27 protein-coding genes and 1 tRNA gene are annotated in these 20,356 nt (G+C 63.7%); 20 read left to right on the top strand and 8 right to left on the bottom strand.

The window, feature by feature from the left end:
* The first annotated feature begins 70 nt into the window (after positions 1 to 70).
* From H292_RS27085 to H292_RS0110645, 4 genes are all read left to right on the top strand, one after another.
* Positions 71 to 1,519, top strand: coding sequence for a S1C family serine protease (locus tag H292_RS27085; RefSeq protein WP_020111425.1), 1,449 nt, complete (start codon positions 71 to 73; stop codon positions 1,517 to 1,519).
* A gap of 89 nt (positions 1,520 to 1,608) precedes the next feature.
* Positions 1,609 to 2,106: a MogA/MoaB family molybdenum cofactor biosynthesis protein gene (locus H292_RS0110660; RefSeq protein ID WP_019664499.1), complete on the top strand. Its 498-nt coding sequence runs from the start codon at positions 1,609 to 1,611 to the stop codon at positions 2,104 to 2,106.
* A 772-nt stretch (positions 2,107 to 2,878) separates the two neighbouring features.
* Entirely contained in the window at positions 2,879 to 3,577 is a 699-nt protein-coding gene (locus tag H292_RS0110650; protein ID WP_020111423.1) for an MspA family porin, read from the top strand.
* Between the two features lie 169 nt (positions 3,578 to 3,746).
* Entirely contained in the window at positions 3,747 to 4,172 is a 426-nt protein-coding gene (locus tag H292_RS0110645) for a hypothetical protein (protein ID WP_020111422.1), read from the top strand.
* Positions 4,173 to 4,324: 152 nt separating this feature from the next.
* On the opposite strand, the gene mscL is transcribed toward H292_RS0110645, so the two are convergent.
* Positions 4,325 to 4,804, bottom strand: coding sequence for a large conductance mechanosensitive channel protein MscL (gene mscL / locus H292_RS0110640; protein ID WP_020111421.1), 480 nt, complete (start codon positions 4,802 to 4,804; stop codon positions 4,325 to 4,327).
* 274 nt (positions 4,805 to 5,078) lie between these two features.
* Here mscL and H292_RS0110635 point away from each other — a divergent pair, with 274 nt between their 5' ends.
* The 3 genes from H292_RS0110635 to H292_RS0110625 all read left to right on the top strand — a co-directional run bounded on the left by H292_RS0110635 (position 5,079) and on the right by H292_RS0110625 (position 7,179).
* On the top strand, positions 5,079 to 5,747 hold the full coding sequence (locus H292_RS0110635) for an MspA family porin (protein WP_020111420.1): 669 nt from the start codon (positions 5,079 to 5,081) through the stop codon (positions 5,745 to 5,747).
* Positions 5,748 to 5,790: 43 nt separating this feature from the next.
* A complete protein-coding gene (locus H292_RS0110630; protein ID WP_020111419.1) occupies positions 5,791 to 6,519 on the top strand; it encodes an MspA family porin in 729 nt (242 codons plus the stop codon).
* Between the two features lie 135 nt (positions 6,520 to 6,654).
* Positions 6,655 to 7,179: a hypothetical protein gene (locus H292_RS0110625; protein ID WP_020111418.1), complete on the top strand. Its 525-nt coding sequence runs from the start codon at positions 6,655 to 6,657 to the stop codon at positions 7,177 to 7,179.
* A gap of 7 nt (positions 7,180 to 7,186) precedes the next feature.
* Here the strand turns inward: H292_RS0110625 and H292_RS0110620 are convergent, their stop codons facing one another.
* The 3 genes from H292_RS0110620 to H292_RS0110605 all read right to left on the bottom strand — a co-directional run bounded on the left by H292_RS0110620 (position 7,187) and on the right by H292_RS0110605 (position 8,998).
* Positions 7,187 to 7,900 (bottom strand): SAF domain-containing protein, encoded by a 714-nt coding sequence (locus tag H292_RS0110620; RefSeq protein WP_020111417.1) that lies wholly within the window; start codon positions 7,898 to 7,900, stop codon positions 7,187 to 7,189.
* An 81-nt stretch (positions 7,901 to 7,981) separates the two neighbouring features.
* On the bottom strand, positions 7,982 to 8,311 hold the full coding sequence (locus tag H292_RS0110610; RefSeq protein WP_027498745.1) for an FmdB family zinc ribbon protein: 330 nt from the start codon (positions 8,309 to 8,311) through the stop codon (positions 7,982 to 7,984).
* Between the two features lie 90 nt (positions 8,312 to 8,401).
* Entirely contained in the window at positions 8,402 to 8,998 is a 597-nt protein-coding gene (locus tag H292_RS0110605) for a 5-formyltetrahydrofolate cyclo-ligase (protein WP_179276705.1), read from the bottom strand.
* A gap of 81 nt (positions 8,999 to 9,079) precedes the next feature.
* Between H292_RS0110605 and H292_RS0110600 the strand changes: the two genes are divergently transcribed.
* The 9 genes from H292_RS0110600 to H292_RS28405 all read left to right on the top strand — a co-directional run bounded on the left by H292_RS0110600 (position 9,080) and on the right by H292_RS28405 (position 15,680).
* Positions 9,080 to 10,021: a UTP--glucose-1-phosphate uridylyltransferase gene (locus tag H292_RS0110600; RefSeq protein WP_019664512.1), complete on the top strand. Its 942-nt coding sequence runs from the start codon at positions 9,080 to 9,082 to the stop codon at positions 10,019 to 10,021.
* A 34-nt stretch (positions 10,022 to 10,055) separates the two neighbouring features.
* Positions 10,056 to 11,315, top strand: coding sequence for a molybdotransferase-like divisome protein Glp (glp, locus tag H292_RS0110595; RefSeq protein ID WP_020111413.1), 1,260 nt, complete (start codon positions 10,056 to 10,058; stop codon positions 11,313 to 11,315).
* A 71-nt stretch (positions 11,316 to 11,386) separates the two neighbouring features.
* Complete coding sequence (locus H292_RS0110590; RefSeq protein ID WP_019664514.1) at positions 11,387 to 12,034, top strand: GNAT family N-acetyltransferase; 648 nt, start codon at positions 11,387 to 11,389, stop codon at positions 12,032 to 12,034.
* Between the two features lie 150 nt (positions 12,035 to 12,184).
* Positions 12,185 to 13,009 carry a divisome protein SepX/GlpR gene (gene sepX, locus H292_RS0110585; protein WP_019664515.1) on the top strand — a complete coding sequence of 275 codons (825 nt, stop codon included), beginning with the start codon at positions 12,185 to 12,187 and terminating at the stop codon, positions 13,007 to 13,009.
* A 52-nt stretch (positions 13,010 to 13,061) separates the two neighbouring features.
* Positions 13,062 to 13,137, top strand: a tRNA-Ala gene (locus H292_RS0110580).
* A 567-nt stretch (positions 13,138 to 13,704) separates the two neighbouring features.
* Complete coding sequence (locus H292_RS0110570; protein ID WP_019664517.1) at positions 13,705 to 14,160, top strand: GyrI-like domain-containing protein; 456 nt, start codon at positions 13,705 to 13,707, stop codon at positions 14,158 to 14,160.
* 44 nt (positions 14,161 to 14,204) lie between these two features.
* Positions 14,205 to 14,591, top strand: coding sequence for an effector binding domain-containing protein (locus tag H292_RS0110565; RefSeq protein ID WP_231383814.1), 387 nt, complete (start codon positions 14,205 to 14,207; stop codon positions 14,589 to 14,591).
* Positions 14,592 to 14,785: 194 nt separating this feature from the next.
* Positions 14,786 to 15,463 (top strand): ScbR family autoregulator-binding transcription factor, encoded by a 678-nt coding sequence (locus H292_RS0110560; protein WP_026347686.1) that lies wholly within the window; start codon positions 14,786 to 14,788, stop codon positions 15,461 to 15,463.
* A gap of 43 nt (positions 15,464 to 15,506) precedes the next feature.
* Positions 15,507 to 15,680 (top strand): hypothetical protein, encoded by a 174-nt coding sequence (locus tag H292_RS28405; RefSeq protein WP_020111410.1) that lies wholly within the window; start codon positions 15,507 to 15,509, stop codon positions 15,678 to 15,680.
* On the opposite strand, the gene H292_RS0110550 is transcribed toward H292_RS28405, so the two are convergent.
* Both H292_RS0110550 and H292_RS0110545 read right to left on the bottom strand, forming a co-directional pair.
* Positions 15,677 to 16,381 (bottom strand): ferredoxin reductase, encoded by a 705-nt coding sequence (locus H292_RS0110550; protein ID WP_020111409.1) that lies wholly within the window; start codon positions 16,379 to 16,381, stop codon positions 15,677 to 15,679. The genes H292_RS28405 and H292_RS0110550 overlap by 4 nt on opposite strands.
* Positions 16,378 to 16,977: a sulfite oxidase-like oxidoreductase gene (locus H292_RS0110545; protein WP_027498742.1), complete on the bottom strand. Its 600-nt coding sequence runs from the start codon at positions 16,975 to 16,977 to the stop codon at positions 16,378 to 16,380. Before H292_RS0110545 ends, H292_RS0110550 begins: the two co-directional genes overlap by 4 nt.
* A 98-nt stretch (positions 16,978 to 17,075) precedes the next feature.
* Here H292_RS0110545 and H292_RS0110540 point away from each other — a divergent pair, with 98 nt between their 5' ends.
* Positions 17,076 to 17,915: an SDR family oxidoreductase gene (locus H292_RS0110540; RefSeq protein ID WP_020111407.1), complete on the top strand. Its 840-nt coding sequence runs from the start codon at positions 17,076 to 17,078 to the stop codon at positions 17,913 to 17,915.
* Here the strand turns inward: H292_RS0110540 and soxR are convergent.
* The gene (soxR, locus tag H292_RS0110535) at positions 17,910 to 18,368 is read right to left on the bottom strand and encodes a redox-sensitive transcriptional activator SoxR (protein WP_020111406.1); all 459 of its coding nucleotides are present in this window, start codon (positions 18,366 to 18,368) and stop codon (positions 17,910 to 17,912) included. The two genes, H292_RS0110540 and soxR, sit on opposite strands and share 6 nt — an antisense overlap.
* Before the next feature lie 19 nt (positions 18,369 to 18,387).
* Entirely contained in the window at positions 18,388 to 18,735 is a 348-nt protein-coding gene (arsC, locus tag H292_RS0110530) for an arsenate reductase (glutaredoxin) (RefSeq protein WP_027498741.1), read from the bottom strand.
* Between the two features lie 54 nt (positions 18,736 to 18,789).
* Between arsC and H292_RS0110525 the strand changes: the two genes are divergently transcribed.
* The 3 genes from H292_RS0110525 to H292_RS0110515 all read left to right on the top strand — a co-directional run bounded on the left by H292_RS0110525 (position 18,790) and on the right by H292_RS0110515 (position 20,331).
* On the top strand, positions 18,790 to 19,455 hold the full coding sequence (locus H292_RS0110525) for an NAD(P)-binding oxidoreductase (RefSeq protein WP_027498740.1): 666 nt from the start codon (positions 18,790 to 18,792) through the stop codon (positions 19,453 to 19,455).
* Between the two features lie 29 nt (positions 19,456 to 19,484).
* On the top strand, positions 19,485 to 19,838 hold the full coding sequence (locus H292_RS0110520; RefSeq protein WP_020111403.1) for a GntR family transcriptional regulator: 354 nt from the start codon (positions 19,485 to 19,487) through the stop codon (positions 19,836 to 19,838).
* 61 nt (positions 19,839 to 19,899) lie between these two features.
* Entirely contained in the window at positions 19,900 to 20,331 is a 432-nt protein-coding gene (locus H292_RS0110515; RefSeq protein WP_020111402.1) for a DoxX family protein, read from the top strand.
* Positions 20,332 to 20,356: the final 25 nt, after the last annotated feature.

Here is a 20,356-nt window from a genome sequence, read left to right as displayed (position 1 = left end):
GCAATGTAGTCGACAACAGAGCGGGTGACTTCGCACCACGCGAGGTTTCTAGTGAAAGAAGCGACTGCAGATGACCGACGATCGTAACGACTCCGAGCCGAACACGACCCCGCACGATCCTGCCCAGCAGAATCCGACGCGGCAGAATCCGGCTCCGCAGTCCGATCAGCATGCGACACAGCAGTTCCCGACTCAGCAGGGGCAGCCGGGTTCGCACAACCCGTACGCCGCTCCTTCGTACGGCCACAATCCGTACCAGCAGGGCGCGCCCACCCAGAGCTACGGGTACAACCAGACACATGCAGCTCCGACGCAGCACGACGCTCCGGTGCAGGCTCCGCCTGCTCTGCGCAGGCGACCGGGCCGCGCGACGATCGCAGCGGGTGCAATTGCACTGGTTCTGGTCGGCGGCGGAATCGGCGGGGCAGTGGGTGTCTACGCGGCGGGAGGCGGCAACGGAGCCGGCAACGCCACCAACTCCCTCAACTCGACGGTGACGGCCGCTCAGCCCGCAGCGAACATCCCCGACGGTTCCATTCAGGCCGTCGCGAACAAGGTCCTGCCCAGCGTCGTGCAGATCCAGGTGACCGGCAGTCAGGCCGAGGGCGAGGGCTCCGGTGTGATCCTCTCGTCGGACGGTCTCATTCTGACCAACAACCACGTGGCGACGGGCGCCGGAGCCAACGGCAAGCTCACGGTCGCCTTCAACGACGGTTCGACGGCTCAGGCGACGCTCGTCGGCGCCGATGCGGTCTCGGACATGGCCGTCATCAAGGTCGAGGGTCGCACGGACCTGACGCCGATCGAACTCGGAACGTCGTCGAACCTCCAGGTCGGTCAGCAGGTCGTGGCCATCGGCTCGCCACTGGGCCTGGCCGGAACCGTCACGACGGGCATCGTGTCCTCGCTCAACCGCCCGGTCTCGACGAGCGGTGAATCCGGTAACCAGAACTCCGTCATCGACGCCATCCAGACGGATGCGGCCATCAACCCCGGTAACTCCGGTGGCGCGCTCGTGAACACCGAGGGTCAGCTGATCGGCATCAACACCGCCATCGCGACACTCGGCGGTGGCCAGTCGAGCGGATCGCAGAGCGGATCCATCGGCCTCGGTTTCGCGATCCCGGTCGATCAAGCAAAACGCATCGCCGACGAACTGAGTACGACGGGCAAGGCTACGCAGGCGATGATCGGCGTGCAGGTGCCCTCTCAGGACAACGCGAACGGTGCGACGGTCGTCGAGGTCACCGAAGGCGGGCCTGCGGCAGGAGCCGGGATCCCGACGGGTGCCGTCATCACCAAGGTCGACGATCGCGTCATCACCAGCGGGGATGCTTTGATCGCAGCCGTGCGCTCGCACGCACCGGGAGACTCGGTGAAGATCACCTACACCGAGGGCGGCAGCGAGAAGACGGTGGACGTGACGCTCGGAACGGCAGAGCCGCAGACGGCAGCGGTGCAGGCGCCGTCCGAGTCGCAGTCGCCTCTGCAGATCCCCGGCTTCCCCGGTGGTCGATGATGCCGATCGACACCGAGCGTCTGGCAACCGTGGCAACGATTTACGCACAGCGTGAATCGGGAGCGGGCTCTACTACTACGGTTATCGGTATGGAACACGAGGCACCTCTGGCCGGGCGGGCGTTGGTCGTGATCGTCGACGATCGGACCGCACACAGCAACGAGAAGGATTCGACGGGTCCGTTGGTAACGGAGCTGCTCACCGAGGCGGGCTTCCTGGTCGACGGGGTGGTCGCGGTGACGTCGGACGAGGTCGACGTCCGCAATGCCCTCAACACTGCGGTGATCGGCGGTGTCGATCTGGTGGTGTCCATCGGCGGGACCGGTGTCTCGCCCCGCGACGTGACTCCCGACGTCACGGCCGAGGTGCTGGATCGCGAGATTCCGGGCATCAGCGAGGCGCTGCGGTCCTCGGGGCTCGCGGCCGGTTCACTCGACGCCGGGCTCTCGCGTGGTCTCGTGGGGGTATCGGGAAGCACCCTGGTGGTCAATCTGGCGTCCTCGCGGGCGGCTATCCGCGACGGTATGGCGACGTTGACTCCGCTGGCCGCTCAGGTCATCACCGAGCTGTCCGGGTTGGACGCTTGAGCATCGCCGATGCCTGAGGACGAGAAGCCCGCGACAAACAGGGCAGAGCAGAACATGACAGAGCAGGACGCTGAGAGCCGGGCCCGTGCGCAACGGGCCCGGCTCGCTCGCGTTTTCGGTGACGTTCTCCCGGAACAGACGGCCGACGATCGGAGTGAGTCGACGTCCAGGACGTCGGCCGAGTGGTTCGAACGCGAACGTCCACCCCACCACTTCTGATGTGATCCACAACACATTTTTAGGTGTGAATCACAGTCCTGTTAGTAGTTCGTTTACGCGCCGTTAGCGTCGGCTCGTGTCCGACACGCACCGCTTGACTTCCAATCAGTGCGATTCGAAACCTCGCGCCCGGTGATCGGTCTCCGTCCGGGCGCTGCGTTACTCGAGCGTCTTCCCATATCAGCGGGTGTTTACGCCGCGGTGAGGTTTGTAACGGATCGACAACGGCGGCGATGGGTGTGACCGGGGTTACTGTCCGGTAGGGTGTGAAAACCGTTCACATGCTTGAAACACATCACGATTCGGGCATGTACGACGGGCAATCGTAGGGATTGTCACGATCCGGCAACTCCTCTAATGTTCCCCTCAGCTTCTGGCAGACCGGGTGCGAGCAACACGCTCCGGACGCGGCTGGCAGAACTGATATACGAACCTGATCCAAGGATCTAGTTCTGCTCGGGGAGTCGTAGCGTCGTTGCTGACGAGGAACCGAGGGTGAAAGCCACAAGCTTCCCGTGCGACTGCGCTGGGACTGAACATGATGAGGAAGTAAATGACGGAGATCCAGAAGCCGCGGCGTAGCCGTGGACTGAAGTCCATGGGCGCTGCAGTTGTTGCCGGCGCTTCGGTTGTCGGCCTGGTGCTCGGTACGGGTACCGCGTCCGCCGCTGTCGACAGCACCAACTCGGTTGTGGATGCCAACGGCAACCTCATCACCGTGACGCTGTCCGACACGTTCCTCAACAGCGTTCCTCCGCTGGACGGCAACCCGCTCACCCGTGAGTGGTTCGCCAACGGCGTTGCAGGCTGGGAAGTTACCGGACCTGACGCTGACGACTTCGAGGGCACCGTCGCCATCGGCTACCAGGTCGGCTACCCGGCCAGCCTCGGCGGATCCGTGACCTTTGGCTATGAGACCCCGAACTTCAGCATCGGGCTGAGTGCGGGACAGGGTGGTGGCGATCCGTCCACCACCGGTCAGAGCCTCAGCACCGGCAACCTCCTTCCCTCGCTCGGATTCTCCGCGGAAATTGCACCGGGACCCGGCATCGTCGACGCCACCGCAGCATCGGGCGAAATCCAGGGCACCAGCGGCGATGCTGCAGGCGCTTCGGGCACCATCCAGATCGCCAATGCTCACGGCACCGCGACCGGCATCCTCGGCAACGTCCGCGTTCGCCCGTACGTGTCGGTCACCAGCTCCACCGGTGACGTTGCTGTGACCTACGGCAACCCGTGGACTTTCAACTGATCTCGATCGGTTGAACCACTGTTTGACCCAGTGTTGACACACTGACATTACGATCGGGCCCGTCCGGAATCATCCGGGCGGGCCCGATCTGTGTTCTGACCCTTCCATCTTCGATAACGTGCGGCAGGTGCCGGTGTGCCTGCTCGGCACGAGAAATGGCTGATACCAAATGCGTTCCACTCTGATCTCCGCGGTTGCACTGACTGCGCTGGTCGCCCTTGCCGGATGTAGCAGTGAGAGCGACGATTCCGCGTCCGGAGCGAATGCCGATGCGTGCACCCAATTTGCGGCTGCACATGACGAGCTGACCGACTTGACTGCGGCCGGTCCCGTCGACGGTGACGCCGAGAAGTGGACGGCGGACAAGGATGCCGCGATCGCCAAGTTCGCACCCCTCGGGGACGTTGCCTCCGGTGACGTTCAGACGCAGCTGCAGACGTTGGTGACAGCACTTCCGGCGGACTCACTGGAACTTGCCGAGCCAGGAAGCGAATCCGGTCAGGCGTTCGTCGATAACTCTGCCGCTGTGGCATCCGCGTGTGAAAGCGACGGAACCACGATCACTCTTGCCGAGTTCCCGCTCCAGAAGTTCTGATCGCCCAGTTCAGAATGAAAATGGCCCCGGCGAATCGCCGGGGCCATTTGTCTTAGGTTCAAAGATTTCCGAACCGAAAGATTGTTTGAATTAAGAAAAGCACCTGATCCTACCGATTCGTCGGTAGAAGCAGGCGCTATTCCTCTCGCTTTTCAGGACTTGCTGTGTGCCCCACCGCTTGGCTCGTCGGTGTCGCCGATGGCTTCGCCGCTGCCGCCGGTGGTGTCCGCGGGTGTGGAGAGCTTACGGCCGACGTCGGTGCCGCCGGCGAGGATGTCGCGAATCTGGACGAGAACGTCGACGTCGCTCAGCTCCTTCTCGGGCTGGCTGACGAACCGCTTCTTGGCCGTGTTCACAGGCAAGATGAGGACGAAGTAGACGACAGCCGCGATGATGATGAAGTTGATGACTGCGGTCACCACTGCGCCGACATTGATGAAAGTCTCGGCGCTGGATGTGATTTGGAATCCCCAGCCGTACTCGTTGGAACCGCCGATGGCGGCCACGAGGGGATTGACGATGTTGGTGGTGAATGCCGTGACGATCGCAGTGAACGCAGCGCCGACGACAACCGCCACGGCGAGGTCCACGACGTTTCCTCGGAGCAGGAAGTCCTTGAATCCCTTGAGCATGAGCCCTCCTCATTTTCGATCGGACGTGCGCGTTGTGTACTGGGGCAAGACGTTAGTCGACCGAGATGCGGATCTGTCGGACGTCGCAAGTGATTGAAAGTGCGCGTATGTGAGGGTTACACACAAAAATCATTCGAAGTTGTTAATGACTACGGGCATTTCATCCCGTATCCTTCCCCAGGAATGAGTCTCGGTGATGTAAGTCGAGGCGGTCGGATTCGGCAGGAGTGGAGCCTGCGAAACGACTCGATGTGTTGCTTCAACGAGGGGAATTATGAACAAGTCTCGTTTCACGGCGCTGCGCCGAATCGGCCGAATCGCGGCGCTCGGTGCAGCCGCATCGATGGCCGTCGGACTGATGTCCACCGGGGTGGCCAATGCCGAAACCTTCGTGCCCCTCCCTAACGGCGAAAAGGTGGCAGGGCCCTACAAGATCGCCCACTTCGACGAGTCCGCCAAGGTTGCTCCGCAGATCGCCTTCAACGGGCTGAACCGGAACGCATGGGCCACCGGCACTGCGCTGTCGGAGGTCCCCGAGGGTGCAGAAGGCACCCTCAAGACCGGATATCTCGTCGGGTGCCAGTTGGACATGGAAGACCTCAACCTCGGTTTCGACCTCGGTGCAGGCATCGAAGGCGGCAACACCAACATCATCACGCTGTTCCCCAATCTGTTCCAGATCGGTGGCGAGGGCGAGACCACCAACAAGATCGAGGGCGGTCTGTCGTTCGAGGTTCCGCTGAAGGATCGCGAAGTTGCTGCGGTCGAGGTCGCCTCGAAGGACGTCAAGGGCCCCGTCACGGCGATTCAGTACCAGGACGTCGCGATCTCCGTGCAGAACTGCGGTGGGTACGCCCAGGCTCGCTCGTACACCACGCTCGAGCTGACCGGCGATTACCGATACAAGGGCACGCTCTACGGCCAGCCGTTCAGCCTCGGCTGACGCTCGAACGACTTCGCAGAACTTACGAGGGGAACAGACCAACGTGAAGAACAACAAGAGCGCAGCCGCACGCATCGCGGCGCTGGGCGCAGCAGGAGCCGTCGCACTCGGCTTCTGGTCGGCCGGCGCAGCCAACGCAGACACCTTCGTGCCGCTCTCGGACAACGAGATCTCGAAGACGCTCATCGACGGAACCGTCGTGACCATCAAGGGATTCGGCCAGAGCGGCCTGATATCGCCGTCCATGGGTGCTACCCCGACCCAGCGCAACGTGTGGGTCACCGGCAACTACACCGTCGAAACCTCCAACCCCGGTGGCGGTTCCATCGAACCGGGCTTCCTCGTCGGATGCCAGGTGGACTTCGCGGCCGGCATCAGCGGCGGCGTCGAAGGATCCTTCGGCCAGGGCAACACGATCAAGCTCGAGCCGGGTAAACCCCTGAGTTCACTCGAGATCAACCGCACGCAGCCGAACACGTACGACATCGGCGCAGGCGTCAACCTGGACCTGGCTCCCGGTCAGCTCAACGACATCAAACTGGTCGCTGACGAGACAAGCGCCAAGATCGACGGCGTCACCGTTGCCACGGACACGTCCAACAGCTTCGACTTCTCCGGCAACGGCGGCGGTTACACGTACGCCGACGAGACCCTCAGTGTCTCGGGCTGCGCAGGATTCGCTGAGGCGCGGTCCTACGTCAACGTCACCATCGACAACGACGCAGTGACGTCCACCGTGACGCTGTGGGGACAGCCCTTCAGCATCGGCTGATTCGTCGCATTTTCCGCTTCTGGCGGTGACGCATTTCGCGTCACCGCCAGAGGTGTTTTACCCGTCAGTAAGCAAAGTACTTGTGATTTTTAACAGAGTTAGTGCAAGGCGACCTCGCACGATAGGATCCCGGTTATGGGTCGTCACAGAGCAGGGGATGCTGCACCGTCACGTGACTGGATCGACGCTCAGATCGGCAAGCGGCACCGGCTGTCGCGGTTCCACGATCCGAGTATCGCGCTGGATGATCAGTCTGCGCTGCTCTGGCTGTTCCCGACGCGTGCCGACGTGGGGGATTACGCCCACCGGGACGAGGCGTACCGGAACCTCGGAACGTCCGCAGCCCTCAATGTCATGCGAAACGTCTTCGCCGACTTCGACTCCTACGTGCTCCACCTCTCGGACCAGCGCGTCGTGGAGCATCGGCCCATGCGCGCCGACGACGCGTTGCACAGTGACGTCTTCATCGAGACCTACGAGGCCGCCGACGGCGCCGACGTCTACGGGGTCCGCGTCGTCTTCACCGACACGATCGGCGCACTCGTGTTCACCGACCACGCCACGTTCGTCGGCAAGTTGGAGCCCCAGCAGGCCCCGATCCACGACGAAGAAGTGAAGCCTCCCGCGAAGACCGACCCGGGGCTTGCCGCCAGCAGCTGAGCGGGCCCTAGCGCAACGTCACCGTGAGCGAGCTGGTCAACGAGGCTCCGGCAACGGTCGTTGCATCGTTCGCTGACATGGCGATCAGCACCACACGGTCACTGCCGCGCTGCTGTGGTGTGTCGGCCGATACGAGAACGACGACGGCCTCCCTCGCCAGAATTCGGGGCGACCTGTCGTCGTCACTGTCGCCGACGGTCAGAACGTCGACGACATCTCCGGACCGCAATAGTTCGGTCACGCCGGGATCGCCCAGACGAACCGGAACCACTCGTGCGTTCGCCGACTCGGTGATGGCCTCGGCCAGGCGCGACGACAGCAAGCGCACATCGGTCAGCGGCTCACCGGCACGGATTGGGCCGGCCAGAGTACGCGCCGACGCGTCGTCGACGTCGGTGATCGCACCGTCCGGCACGGACGACGGTGCGTACTCACGAAGTTCCACGTCGTCGACCGTCAACTGGACTCCTGGCGTCAGATCCCGCGCGGCGACGACCACGACGACATGATCGTCGGCCGCCGCGTCGCGCGCGAACAGAGCCACAGCGCAGGCGGCGAGAACGCCCGCCGCAATGCGGCGGAGCAGAACAGCGTGCATCCAGGTCGGCCGAGCCGACAGGCGATCGAGCAGGGTGGCGTCGAGACGAGAGGACGCAGAGAGTTTCGACGGGTGCCGGCCGGAGGACCGGCGGCGATCACGGGAAGGCGGCATGTCGGTCACGCTAGCGACCGCGGAGTCCTACACCGACGAAAACAGGCTCCGGCTGTGGATGAAGCCGGAGCCTGTGGACAACTGGAAAAACTAGGAGCTGGCAGCAGCCTTCGACGGCGTGCTCGACGTGGTCGTGCTGGAGTTGGAGGACGAGGAATCGCTGGTAGACGACGTCTTGGTCTCCGTCTTGGTCGACGAGTCGCTCTTGGACTCGCCTGCGCTCTCGCTCACCGAGCTGGATCCGCCCCGGCTGTCGGTTCGGTAGAATCCGCTGCCCTTGAACACGATGCCGACAGAGTTGAACAGTTTGCGCAGCTTGCCCGAGCAGGCCGGGCACACCGTCAGGGAGTCGTCACTGAAGGACTGCACGATGTCGAATCGGTTGTCGCATTCGGTGCAGGCGTACGAATATGTGGGCATCGATGATCCTCCGCGCTGGTCCACTCCATCGGTGAAAGAGAGAGCATTGGCACTCTACAGTCATGACTGCCAACGAAGCCATTCGGCCGACTATTCCCCAGTGAGTTCCACCAGGCCTCCGTCCGGTGTCAGCGCGTGCGTCGAGCGACGATCGTGCGGTTCCTCGGGCAACTTATCCACCAGTTCCCCGTCGCGCACGATCGCGACGATCGGAACGCCTGGTTCGACGAAGTCCAGCGTCCTGTCGTAGAAACCGGCACCTCGGCCCAGCCGAACGCCCCGGAAATCGACGGCGAGAGCGGGCACGAACACCAACGAACACCGCGTCACGGACTCCGGGTTCAACACCGGACCGCTCGGTTCGAGCAATCCGTAGGGAGCCGCCCGAAGGCTGCCCCGACCTGTGTATTCTGCCCAGTGCAACGGCCCCGGTTCCCTCGCGACCGGGACCAGAACCTGGGGGGTTCGATGTAGAAGTTCGTCGAGCAGATCGAGTGAGCCCGGTTCACTCCCGACCGGCACGTACGCAGCCACGGCACTCGCTCCCCGCGCCGAATCAGCCGCGGCATGACAGAGTTTCCTGGATTCCTCGGCGTGAACTTCGGCGCTGAGAGCGCGACGAGAATTCAAGACATGACGTCGCCACGCGTCCTTGGACACAGGCGTCGGGAATTCACCATTCGTCATAAGTTTTCAGCTTAAGCACCAACGGGAAACAGCCATCACACGCGGAGCGAATCCGTAGCGAGCATGGATAGGGTAGGCAATATGACAGACGCGTCGACAGGTCCGGTACGGCATTTCAGAACGGCGATCGTTCCCGCCGCAGGAATGGGAACCCGATTCCTTCCTGCCACCAAAACGGTCCCGAAGGAATTGCTGCCCGTCGTCGATACGCCAGGAATCGAGCTGGTCGCCGGCGAGGCTGCCGACTCCGGCGCGCAGCGTCTGGTGATCGTGACATCGCCGGGTAAGGACGGCGTCGTCGCACACTTCGTCGAGGACCTCGTCCTGGAGACGAAGCTCGAAGCCAGCGGCAAGCTCAAGATGCTCGAAAAGGTTCGTGTGGCACCCGCGCTTCTCGACGTCCAGTCGGTCGTGCAGCAGGAGCCGCTCGGACTCGGCCACGCTGTCGCGTGCGCCGAGGAAGTGCTCGACGACGACGAGAGCGCCGTCGCAGTGCTGCTTCCCGACGACCTGGTGCTTCCTCGTGGCGTTCTCGACGTCATGTCGCGCGTCCGCGCCAAGCGCGGCGGCTCGGTGCTGTGCGCATTCGAGGTTCCCGAAGAGAACGTTTCCGCGTACGGCGTCTTCGAGGTCGAGAAGGTTCCCGACGCCGTCAACCCGAACGTGCTCAAGGTCACCGGCATGGTGGAGAAGCCCAACCGAGAAGACGCGCCGTCGCTGTTCGCTGCGGCGGGCCGCTACCTGCTGGACCGCGCGATCTTCGACGCACTCCGACGCATCGAGCCCGGTGCGGGCGGCGAACTTCAGCTGACCGACGCCATCGCCCTCCTCATCGAAGAAGGACACCCGGTCCACGTCGTCGTCCACCGCGGACCCCGACACGACCTCGGAAATCCCGGAGGATATCTCCGCGCTGCGGTTGACTTTGCTCTCGAACGTGATGATTACGGTCCGGCGTTGCGTGAGTGGCTGACCGAGCGTCTGAGTGACGACTGGGCGCCGCAGCTCACGAAGTACGAGTAGGCCCGCGAAGTGTGAAAATCGGAGGAAGGGCCAGATGCGCTCGGTTGAGGATCAGCAGACCCGCGTGACTGCTGCGGCAGTTGCACCGCGGCCTGTTCGGGTCGCGATCTCGGAAGCGCAGGGCCTGCTCTGCGCGGAGGAAGTCGTCACCGAGCGCCCCCTGCCCGGCTTCGACCAGGCGGCCATCGACGGTTACGCCGTCCGCAGCGTCGACGTCGCGCAGGCAGGCACGGACCTCCGCAACGAGGACGACGAGCGGATCGAACTCACCCTGCCCGTCGTGGGTGAGGTGAGCGCAGGGTCGCGTCAACCGATCCGATTGCAGCCACGGCAGGCCGTCCGCGTCGACACCGGCGCGCCGTTGCCGACGCTCGCCGACGCGGTGCTACCGCTCGACCGCACCGACGGCGGGCACGCACGGGTGAAGGTGTATCGCCCGGTGCGTTCGGGTGACTACGTCCGCAAGATCGGCGACGACGTGCAACCCGGCGACGTCGCCGTCCGCTCCGGAACCATCATCGGCGCTGCCCAGGTCGGCCTGCTCGCCGCCGTCGGACGCGACAAGGTGCTGGTCCATCCGCGCCCGAGGCTGTCCGTGATCTCGGTGGGCGGCGAACTCGTCGACACCGACCGGACGCCGGGGCCGGGGCAGGTCTACGACGTCAACTCTTATTCACTGGCCGCCGCGGCCCGAGACGCGGGTGCCGACGTCAACCGCGTCGGCATCGTCAGCACCGACCCGAAGCGACTGCGAGAAGTGGTCGAAGGTCAGCTGATCCGCTCGGAGATCGTCGTCATCGCCGGCGCGGTCGGTGGCGGTGCATCGGACTCGGTACGCGAAGCACTCTCGGACCTGGGCGATCTCGAAGTCGAACGTGTCGCCATGCACCCCGGATCGGTTCAGGGCTTCGGCCAGCTCGGACGGGACGAGGTCCCGACCTTCCTGCTGCCCGCGAACCCCGTCAGCGCGCTGGTGGTCTTCGAGGTGATGGTCCGGCCGCTCATTCGCATCGCGCTCGGACGCAGGCAGCCGATGCGCCGCACCGTCACCGCACGCACCGTCGCCCCCATCACGTCCATCGAGGATCGCAAGGGATTCCTGCGCGGACAGCTGATGCGCGACGAAGAAACCGGTGAATACCTCGTCCAGGCACTCGGGGGAGCGCCGGGAGCCTCGTCTCACCTTCTGGCGACCCTCGCCGAGGCCAACTGTCTGGTCGTCATCGACCCCGACGTCACCGAAATCCGCACCGGCGAAGAGGTCGACGTGTCCTTCCTGGCGCAGAGGGGATAGAGCTCGTGAGTGGAAATGCGTCCTGGGGGACGCATTTCCACTCACATACGCAGGGCGCCTAATATCGAAAAATGTCACGCACGTGGTCGAGCCACCCTGGGTGGCCGGCGAAGTTGGGTCCTCTGACGGTGTCGGCCGGAACGGTCACGCTCCGCCCGGTGCGGCTGCGTGACGGTGCATCCTGGAGTCGGACGAGGATTGCCGACCGTGCACACCTCGAGCCGTGGGAGCCCACAGGTGAAGGCGCATGGGTTGCGCGCCACCACATCTCCGCCTGGCCAGGCCTCGTGTCCGGTCTGAAGTCGGAGGCCCGCAAGGGCCACATGCTGCCGATGGCGATCGAGCTGAACGGCGATTTCTGCGGCCAGCTCACCGTCGGCAACATCGTCCGCGGGGCGCTCCGATCGGCGTGGATCGGATACTGGGTCGCCAAGGAAGTCAACGGCCACGGCGTCGCTACGGCGGCGTTGGCGCTGGGCCTGGACCATTGCTTCGGCCCCGTCGGCCTGCACCGAGTCGAAGCGACGGTGCGGCCGGAGAACCACGCGAGCCAGGCCGTGCTGCGCAACGTCGGGTTCCGCGAAGAGGGCTTGCTGAAGAACTACCTCGACGTCGACGGACGGTGGCGCGACCACGTTCTGGTGGCCATGACATCCACCGAGGTACAGGGGACGGTCGCGGATCGATTGGTACGGGCAGGCCGAGCTGCCTGGGCGTGAGCATCTCCGCTGACGGCTCGAGACTCGTGTGACTAAAGTGACGTGTGTGTAATTCGGGTCGGCGCGTCTCCGCGGTAAGGGCACCTCTTCCGCATAGCCTGATCCAGTCACCGATGTAACCGGATCTGCCTCGGAAGGAGAACGCGCGCGATGCCCAACTCGATCATCTGGATCGGTCTGGTCGCCATCTGGGTGTTCGTTCTGCTCCCGATGATGACGAGCAAGCGTCCTCGGATAATGCAGACATCCGACGTCGCCTTGGCCACCCGCGTACTCCATCGCGGCGGCACCAAGCGGACGGCACGCGGACCGGCAACCGGCCACGCCAGCGACCCGGACTGGCGGCCCGAATACGACGAGCGCGTATCCGCTCCGGCAAGCGTCGTCTTCGGGCGGCGTACCGAGCACACCGACCCATCCGGTCGCGAACACCCGAACACCCAGGCGGAGGACCGTATGGACACTCACGCAGATCCCGACATGGACGACACGGACGTCGCCGACGAGCGGGACTACGTTCCCAACCGCCGGGGGCGCGGCGGATTCGATCCCGAGGCCGACGCCATCGCGCGCGCCGCTCGGTACTCGTTCCGTCAGCGCGCAGTGCTCGGGTTGGTCTTCGCGGCCATCACCACCGGCGCGCTAGCCGTGATCCTCACGCCGATGCTGTGGTGGGCGTGCGGTCTGGCAGTGCTGTCGTTGGTCGGGTACCTCTACTACCTCCGCCGTCAGGTGCAGATCGAGCAGGAAATCCGTCGCCGACGCATGACTCGCATGGGCCGCTCCAGGCTCGGTGTCGAGTCTCGTACGGACGACGAGCTCAAACTGGTACCGCAGCGTCTGAAGCGACCGGGTGCCGTCGTCCTCGAAATCGACGACGAGGACCCGGAATTCGACCACCTGGACCACTACGACGAGCCGTTCCAACAGCAAGGTTCGATGGACGACGACATCCGACGCGCCTCGGGAGCATGACGCCTACGCGCCTTTGATATGGTTGCTCAGCGGTTCGCAAGGATCGCAAGAAGGGGCTGTGGCGCAGTTGGTAGCGCGTCTCGTTCGCATCGAGAAGGTCAGGGGTTCGATTCCCCTCAGCTCCACCAAAGATTCAGCTCCACCGAAAATTCAGATCCACCAGAGATGGTCGTACATACAAGATGAGGCTCGGCCCGGTTGTCCGGGCCGAGCCTCATTTGTTCGGTGCGTCTGGGATCAGTTGGAGGAACCAGCGCCCAGCAGGTCGATGATCGGGATGTCCGATGCGGAGCTTCCCGTGGTGCTGCCGGTGGAGAGAAGGCTGGAGATGAATGCTGCGAGATCCATGCGGTGAGCTCCTTGTACTGAAGGGGTGGTGTTCGCGAACGTCGGCACTCTCACCGACAAGGAGTATTGATACAGGATTCAATTCGGGTACGTCCACGGTTACGGAAGAAATTAATCCATCGCAGTCTGTTTTTGAGAGGTGTCACAAGCGGATGGTCTCGGCGGCGCCATCCGATCGTGATGAATTACTGGTCCATGGGCCGAGTCCGTCGTGATGGCGGGGAGATCGAACCGGTAGGCTTTGGCCGGAAAATGTTTCAATCAGTATCGATGGTCGACGTCTACTGGGGAAGCGTCACCCCGGTCGCGGGCTCGTTCGCCGCGGCCCCGAGGTAGTGGAGTGGTGTATGGCTTTCGAGATCGTCGACCTCGAAGAAACCTGGGTTGCCGGTCTTCCGGTCCGCAGCCCCAAGCGTGCGCTGGGGCGGTTGAACGACCCTGCTCTCGATCAGGCGTGGTCTTCCGTTCTGAAGCAGGACATCGGCGGCCCACTTGCCTCCGTCTACACGGATTTCGCTCCGGGCATCGGTTCGTACAACACTCAGATCGTCGGTTACCGGTGTTCGACTCTCGCTGAGGTCACGCGTGGGCATCTGGTCGCGCGTATTCCGGCCGCCAAGTACGCAAAATTCTCGTCCGTCGGTCATTTCCCCGACGTGATGGTCCGGTTGTGGCAGCAGATCGAGCACGCGGAAGAGCAGCACGAGATCACGCGGACGTTCACCGCCGATTACGAGTGTTATCCGCACGCCTACAAGATCGACCTCTATCTGTCGATCGAGCTGTCGGGTGCTCGGGCGTGAGTCATCGAGTGACCGCACGTAGCGCGGAGTTGTTCGGCGGCCTCGTGGCGCCCAGGATCACTCCGGGCGCCGAGGCCAGCACCAGTGAACTGTTCCGATATCTGCGCGAACGAATTCGCGATCAGCACCTGGAGCCCGTCGACATCAGCACCGTCTACGTCCCGGACGCGGCCGGTGATTACAACGCCGTGGTCGCGACACCGTTCGATTCTCCGTCGGACGTTCCCGTGGGTGATGTCTTCGTGTCCGTACCCAGTGGGGTGTATGCGGTATTCGTCCCCGATGGGGTAATTCAGGACCCGGTCGAGGACGTGTGGGCCCAGGTCGAAGACGCAACAGCAAATGGCGAGCTATTTCGTGCGTACAAAGAAGACATCGAAGTCGTTACAAAAACCGGCGAAGTGGAACTTTATATTTCGATAGTTATCTGATTCGTCCAAGGCGTCACTTACTCGTCACTCGTGGATCACAATAGTGATACATGTGAGGTTAGTATTGTCCTGCGCAACCGGACTGTCGGGTGGGTCGGCGAATTCGAGAAGACGGGTTCGGAGCATTCCTCGAGCGGTCTCAGCAGGGCGGCGTCGGTGTCATGAGTAGGCAACTGAGCAGGGGTGAGTAGTTCATGGTTAGGCAACTGAGGGCAGAAGCCACGCGTGCAGCCGCATTGCGTGCAGCCGCAGATCTCTTTCTCGAGGTCGGTCACGCAAATGCCACACTGAGTCAGGTGTCGGCGAAGTCCGGAGTGACCAAAGGCGCTCTGTATTTCCATTTCGCGTCCAAGGAAGAGCTCGCGCGCGCCATCGTCGACGAGGGCCATGAGCGCGTATCCACCGCCTGTGCAGGCCTCGTTGATTCGCGATCGCCCGCCCTCGAGTCGGTCATCGGTATCTCCTACTCCGTCCTCGAACTTGCCGCGTCGGATCCGTTGGTCCGTGTGATGTACCGCCTGCAGATGGAGATCGACGGCTCGGAGACGGCTCGCGGCAGCGTGTTCGGCACCTGGGGCAACATCTTCGAGCACCTCTTCGACCGGGCGATCGAGCACGGTGACGTGGCCGATCATCTGGATTCGTCCAACGCTGCGCTTCTCGTGTGCGAGATGCTGGCCGGCGTGTTGATGGTGTCCGAGGCTCAGTCGACGCTGGAAACCGCTCCGTCGCGGATGGAGAAGGTGTGGAACACCGTTCTGCCGTCCCTGGTACCGCCGAACAAGCTCGGGTACTTCCGCGAATTCGCGGCTCGCAGCCTGTCCAGTTTCGTTCCCGCTTCCGAGTTGGTGAACGAGTCCGTCCACGTCTGACACCTGCTTGCGGAGTCTCGGAACCAGGCGGACACTGTGTGACATGAACCACACAGCATTGACCGAGCATCGAATGTCCGACGCCGAGCTCCGCAAAGCAATCAAGACGCTGCAGAGCAGGGCCGACGACGCCCGCCACCGCGGAGACGAGGACGATGCAACGCGCATCGAGTCGACCGTTGCCGATTACCGTGAGGAAATGTCGAAGCGCCTCTAACCGAATCGTTCGGTTCTGATGCGCGGCGGTAGGTGGCCGTCCTGCACCAGGAGGTCCGCTGCCGCTTCGACGAATCCCGTCGGTCCACACACGAAGCACGACGGCGCGAACTCGGCGGGCCATCCGTCGACGACGAGATCGTCCGACGTGAGTCGGCCGACGCGGCCTCGGTAGCCCTCGGGAGCTTCCCTGGTGAAGCGGTATGCGACGTCGATTCCGCCGGGCATCGCGCGAAGTTCGGAGGCGTACAGGATCTCCGCGGGTGTCCGGACCGAGTAGATGAGGCGAAAGGGGGTCTTGCGTTCGGCCGTCCTGCGCGCGCGGAGCATCGACATCAGAGGAACGACGCCGGAGCCACCTGCCAGGAGCAGCACCGGGGCAGGGTCGGATTCGTTCCAGACGAACCATCCGCCGATCGGGCCGCGCATTTCGACCTGCTCGCCGACCTCGAGGACTCCGGTGAGATACGGCGACACCTCGCCGTCGTCGACGGTCTGCACGGTGAGCGCGACGGTCGTGCCGTCGGTAGGAGTTGCTATCGAGTAACTACGCTGCGCCGAGTAACCGTCCTCCGCGGTGAGGCGCACGTCGACGTGCTGCCCCGGCATGTGGCCCGGCCAGTCCGGAATGTCGAAGACGAGGGTCTCGGCGGTCGAGGTTTCCTTGATCTTCGCGACGAGTGTTGCAACCAGCCAGTTCAATCTCCCTGATACCTCTGCTCCTGCCACGGATCGCCGTAGTCGTGATATCCGTTGCGTTCCCAGAATCCGGGCTCGTCGCGCATGAGCAGGGTCAGCTTCTCGATCCACTTGGCCGATTTCCAGAAGTACAGGCCCGGAACCAGCAGGCGGGCGGGCCCACCGTGCTCGGGGTGCAACGGCTTTCCGTCGTATTCGTATGCGAGCCAGGCTTTTCCGTTACGCAGTTCACCGAGCGGGAGGTTGGTGGTGTACCCGTCGCGCCCATGGGCCATCACGTGGGTTGCGGTGGTCTCGATTCCGTCCAGCACCGTGTCGAGTGACACCCCGCGCCACCGAGTGTCCAACTTGGACCACTTGGTGACGCAGTGGATGTCCACCGTCGGCTTCTCTGCGGGCAGAGCGCGCATGTCGTTCCACGTCCAACGATGTTTCTCGCCGCGCTCGGTGACGACCGTGAACTCCCAGCCCTCGGTACGAACGCGAGGTGTCGGCCCGGCGGACAGAACCGGGAAATCGTCGGTTCGGTACTGGCCGGGCGGGATACGGGACGAGTCGCCTCGGTTCTTGCCGACGAATCCCCTCGACACAATTGCCATCGGCCCAGTCTCCTCCGTCGACACCACCAGCGACAACCGGACAGGCGCGTAGGGTGCGAAGGACACATTCTTCGAGTTCGTGGGGGACGAGACACACGATGACCATCAAGGATCTGCGAGGAAAGAAGACGCTCGTCACGGGGGCGGGCAGCGGGATCGGGCGTGCCACGGCCATCGCCGCATCCAGAGCAGGCGCGAAGCTGTATCTCACCGACATCAACGAAGTGGGATTGAAGGAGACCGTCGCGGCGGTCGGCTCGTCGGTCGAGATGCACGCGGCCTTCGACGTCTCGGACTACGAAGCAGTGACGTCGTTCGCGTCCACGGTGCACGGGTCCGTCGACAGCCTCGACATCGTCATGAACGTCGCAGGAATCTCGGCGTGGGGAACGGTGGAGAACCTCGAGCACCGGCACTGGAAGTCGATGATCGACGTCAACCTCATGGGACCGATCCACGTCATGGAGAACTTTCTTCCCCCGATGGTCAAGGCAGGTCGCGGAGGTCACCTCGTCAACGTCTCGTCCGCGGCGGGCCTGATCCCATTGCCGTGGCACGCCGCCTACAGTGCCAGCAAATACGGCCTGCGCGGTGCGTCGGAAGTCCTGCGCTACGACCTCAAGCGGCACGGCATCGGCGTCAGCCTCGTCGTACCGGGTGGGGTCAAGACCGGCCTGGTGAACACCGTGGAGATCGCAGGCGTCGACCGCGACGATCCGCGCGTGCAGAAGCTGCAGCATCGCTTCGAGAAACGAGCTGTCGAACCCGACGTGGTGGCCGACGCGATCATCACGGGAATCGTCAAGAACCGCTATCTTGTCTACTCGTCCAACGACATCCGCTTCGGATACTGGTGGGCTCGCAAGTTCGCGCTGCCCTACGAGTTCGTGCTGCAGAAGGCCAACGACCAGTTCGGGAAATTGCTGAAGAAGTCATAGGTCGACGTCCAGACGCCGTGCGCCGGGCCCGCTGTCGGCCAACTCGTCGCCCGGATTGGCCAGCGCGCAACTGGAGAGCGACAGGCAGCCGCACCCGATGCAGCCCGTCAGATCGTCCCGAAGCCTGACGAGTTGCTCGATACGACGGTCCAGGTCGGCATGCCAGTGGCCCGAGAGCTTGGCCCAGTCGCGTTTGGTGGGTGTCCGCTCCTCCGGGAGGTCGGCCAACGCGTCGCGAATTCGTGAAAGCGGAATGCCGACCTTCTGCGAGATGCGAATGAACGCAACGCGCCGCAGAGTGTCGCGGTGGTAGCGCCGTTGATTCCCCGACGTACGTCGGCTGGTGATGAGTCCCTGCTTCTCGTAGAAGTGCAAGGCCGACACCGCAACTCCGCTGCGCTCGGACAGTTGGCCTGGGCTGAGCTCGCGCACTTTCCAATCCGGCATCGGCATACCTCGACATTACTTGCGCTTACAGAACCTCGTGCACCTTGTCAGCCGGCCTCGCGAGCACGGTGCCCTTGTCCGTCACGACGATCGGGCGTTCGATGAGGATCGGGTGTTCGACCATTGCCGCGATCAGACCGTCCTCGGATGCGTCCTTCAGCCCGAGTTCCTTGTACAGCGCTTCCTTTCGACGGATTGCCTGGGCGGCCGTCAGGCCCGCGTCGTCGAGAAGTTTGCGCAGTCCGTCCTTGGTGGGCGGGGTTTCGAGGTATTTCACGACGGTCGGCTCGATCCCCGCCTCCTGGATGGCTTTCAACACGGTGCGCGAAGTGTTGCATCGGGGATTGTGGTAGATGGTCGCAGTCGAAGTCATGGACATAGATAGTGCCACTGTTTGTGGTCCGAGTCGGTCGGGTAGTCGAGTGCAATGACTGATCGACGAGTAGTGATCGCAGGCGGACACGGCAAGATCGCGCAGCACCTGATTCAGGTTCTCACGGCACGGGGCGACCGAGCGGTGGCGTTGATTCGAAACCCACACCACGTCGACGCTGTGACGGCGCTGGGCGCACTCCCCGAGGTGGTGGACCTCGAGAACGCATCCGTCGAGGACGTCGCTGCGCTGTTGCACGACGCCGATGCCGTGGTCTTCGCGGCGGGAGCCGGGCCATCCGGTGGCGTAGAGCGCAAGGACACCGTAGACCGCGCGGCGTCGGTGCTGCTGGCCGACGCTGCCGAGAAGGCCGGTGTTGCACGGTTCGTGCAGATCAGCTCGTTCGGAGCGGGTGAGCCGGTTGCGGACGACGCCGAGGACACCTGGAAGGCGTACATCGCGGCCAAGACGGCGGCCGAGGAAGATCTGAAGTCCAGGCAGAAGCTGGACTGGACGATTCTGCGCCCCGGGGGATTGACGGACGACGACCCGTCGGGCCATGTCACTCTGACCGCGCCGCCGCTGGAGCGTGGGACGGTGCCGCGCGCCGACGTCGCGGCCGTCATCGCAGCATTGATCGACACCCCGGCCGCCGCGGGCAAGACCTTGATGTTGACGTCGGGCGATGTCACCGTGGAGGACGCTGTCTCCGCGGTGTGACCGCGTGAGTGCGTGATAGAAAGTCCTGCATGCGCATCCTCGTCGACCCGGCGTCCGGGACCCCGTTGTTCGAGCAGGTGAGGTCGGGGATTCTCGATCTGGTGCGGAGCGGTGAACTGGTCGCGGAGACCAAGATTCCGACGGTGCGTGGTCTGGCCGAGGAGTTGTCGATCGCGCCGCACACCGTCGCGAAGGCGTACAAGGAACTCGAGGCGCAGGGCGTCATCTCCGCCCGTGGGCGTCTGGGGACGTTCATCGCGTCGGGCGGGGATCCGACGGAGGACAACGCGGCGCGCGCAGCGCGGAAGTACGTCACCGAGTTGCGCGCCCTCGGGTTGTCCGACGAGAAGATTCGCGGACATGTCGACACCGCACTAAGTTGACGCTTCAACATAACTGTGTCAGGGTAGTCCGGTTCCCATTGCCGTGCCCGAAGGATCTGACATGAACTCGACCATCTCCCGCGACATTGCAACACTCGTTGCCCGAATCGGCCTGGGCATCGTGTTCATCGCCCACGGGTGGCAGAAACTCAACACCAACGGACTCGACGCGACCAAGGCCGGTTTCGAAGGCATGGGCGTCCCGCTGCCTGCAGCCTCCGCGTACTTCGCAACCTTCGTCGAACTCATCGGCGGTGTCGCGCTGGTGGTGGGAATCTTCACCCCGATCATCGGCATCCTGCTGTTCCTCGACATGCTCGGTGCATTCCTGTTCGTGCACTACGACCTGGGTGTATTCGTGTCCGAGGGCGGCTACGAGCTCGTCCTGGCGCTCGGCGTCGGCGCCCTGCTGATCGCCGCGACCGGAGCCGGACGCTTCAGCCTCGACGCAGCCACCGGCGGCCGAACCAGCTTCGCGAAAGCGCGCGCCTGACACGTCGCTCGACCCGGAACCCTGG

Source organism: Rhodococcus sp. 114MFTsu3.1 (genome assembly GCF_000383555.1).
Lineage (GTDB): Bacteria > Actinomycetota > Actinomycetes > Mycobacteriales > Mycobacteriaceae > Rhodococcoides > Rhodococcoides fascians_E.
This window is presented reverse-complemented; position numbering and strand designations above follow the sequence as displayed.